The 2,088-nt window shown below is 77.8% G+C and carries 2 protein-coding genes; one reads left to right on the plus strand and one right to left on the minus strand.

Translation table 11 applies throughout. The features are described from left to right. Positions 1-1,102: glycosyltransferase (locus C6N75_RS28315; RefSeq protein WP_105871703.1), on the minus strand; the 1,102-nt coding region annotated here is incomplete at its 3' end. Between the two features lie 365 nt (positions 1,103-1,467). Here C6N75_RS28315 and C6N75_RS28320 point away from each other — a divergent pair. Next, a complete protein-coding gene (locus tag C6N75_RS28320; RefSeq protein ID WP_105871704.1) occupies positions 1,468-1,707 on the plus strand; it encodes a chaplin in 240 nt (79 codons plus the stop codon). The last annotated feature ends 381 nt before the right edge of the window (positions 1,708-2,088 follow it).

Genomic DNA, 2,088 nt, shown 5'->3' on the forward strand with positions numbered 1-2,088 from the left:
CGCCCAGCGCCACGTCCGCGATGGCAGCCCCGGCACGCCGGACGTCGAACCGCTCGCGGACGTGGCGCTGGGCGCGCCGGCCCAGCTCGGCGCGGAGCACCGGCCGCTGGAGCAGCGCCGCCAGCGCCCCGGCCAGCGCCTCCGGATCGCCCGGCCGGACCAGGCAGTACGGCTCCTGACCCGGCGGCAGGCTCTCCCGGGCGCCGTCCACGTCGGTGACCACCACCGGCCGCCCGGCGGCCATCGCCTCCAGCGGGGCCAGTGCGAGCCCCTCCCAGCGGGAGGGCAGGACGGCAAGGTCGGCCGCCCGGTACCAGGGCGCCGGGTCGGCGACCGCGCCGGCGAACAGCACCGAGCCGTCCGCCGCCGCGCGCAGCGCCCCGGCCTCCGGGCCGTCGCCGACCAGCGCCAGCCTCGCGGCCGGCACCCGCCGGCGTACGGCGTCCCAGGCGCGCAGCAGATCGTCCTGGCCCTTCTGCCGGCACAGCCGGGCCACGCACACCACCAGCGGGTCGGCGGCCGGCAGCCCCAGCGCGGCGCGCGCCGCGGCCCGGTCGGCGGCGCCGGCGAACCGCGCGGTGTCCACACCGTTGTGGACGACCGACCAGGCGGCCCGCACCCCGGCGCCCTCGCCGCGGCGGCGCTCGGCGTCGCTGACGCAGATCACCCGGTCGGTCCAGCGGGCCGCCCACCGCTCCCAGCGGCGGGCGAGCGCGGCGGCCGGGCCGCCGACCGCCTCGAAGGACCAGGCGTGCGGCTGGTAGACGGTGGGCACCCGGCCGCGCACCGCCAGCCGGGCGGCCAGACCCGCCTTGGCGCTGTGCGCGTGCACCAGGTCCGGCCGGACCGCGTCCACCAGCCTGGCCACGCGCAGGCTCTCCGCGACCAGGCCGCGGCCCGGCTCGCGGCCGGCCCGCCAGGGGTGCACCTCGGCGCCGTGCGCCCGGGCCGCGGCGGCCAGCTCCGTGCCGGGCGGGCAGGCGACGGCCACCCGCATGCCCGAGGACACCTGCGCGGCCGCCACGTCGGCGACCACCCGGGCCACCCCGCCGTCGCCCGGCTGGACGACGTGCAGTGCGGTGAAGAGGGGAGGGGAAGGCACGCGTGACCCTTTCTACGAAGCCTTCGCCGCGGCCGGAGGGCGGGCCGCGGACCGAAGACCCGGCGGTCACCGGGCCGCACGGGTCCGGGCGGCGGAGGGCCTGCGGGAACGGGGAGGGCTTGCAGGAGCTGGGAGATCAGCGAGTGCACGTTATCCGCCGAACGGCACATCGCCGGGCATTTCGCCGCCTATCGGGGCAACTGCCCTGCCCCCGGCCCCGCTTCGGAGCGCACCGTGTCGTGTCGCCCGGGTTTGGCAACCCGCGGTTCACCCGTTCGGTGGCGCAACCGGCGGAGATCCAGGGCGTTGTTGGAGTAGCCGACCACGTCGGCCGCTGTGCATCGACAAACGAGGAGCTCGTCACCATGTCCCGTATCGCCAAGGTCGCCGTCCTGACCTCCGCCGTAGCCGCCACCCTCGCCGGTGCCGCCGGTGCCGCCGTCGCCGACTCCGGCGCCGAGGCCGCGGCCGTGGGCTCCCCGGGCGTCCTGTCCGGCAACGCGGTGCAGGTCCCGGTCCACATCCCGGTCAACCTCTGCGGCAACACCATCGACGTCATCGGCATCCTGAACCCGGCCTTCGGCAACGTCTGCGTCAACGACTGACGTCGTCTTCCCCGCGACCTGATCCGCGCACAGCCGGCGCGGACGGCCGCCCCCGAGCGCCGCCCCCGCCTCCCGGGAGCGGCGCTCGCGCGTTCCGGGCACCCGGTGCCGCGTCCACCACCCTTCCGGCGGCACCGCGCGCACGCCGCCCGGACGGCATACGGGCACCCTCCCCCGCTGGTCAGCGCGGTGCGATCACCCGGCCGGCCGCATCACGCTCCGTGATGGAAGCGTTTGCGGGCCCGTCGGCGCGCACGCACGGTGAGGTACACGTACCGCCCTCACCGGAAGGACCGTCATGCGCCTCCTGACCGCCACCGCGATCTGCGCCGCGCTCACCCTGGGCGCCGCGAGCCCCGCCCTCGCCGCCCACCTCCCCGC

The organism is Streptomyces solincola (genome assembly GCF_002982015.1).
Classification (GTDB): domain Bacteria; phylum Actinomycetota; class Actinomycetes; order Streptomycetales; family Streptomycetaceae; genus Streptomyces; species Streptomyces solincola.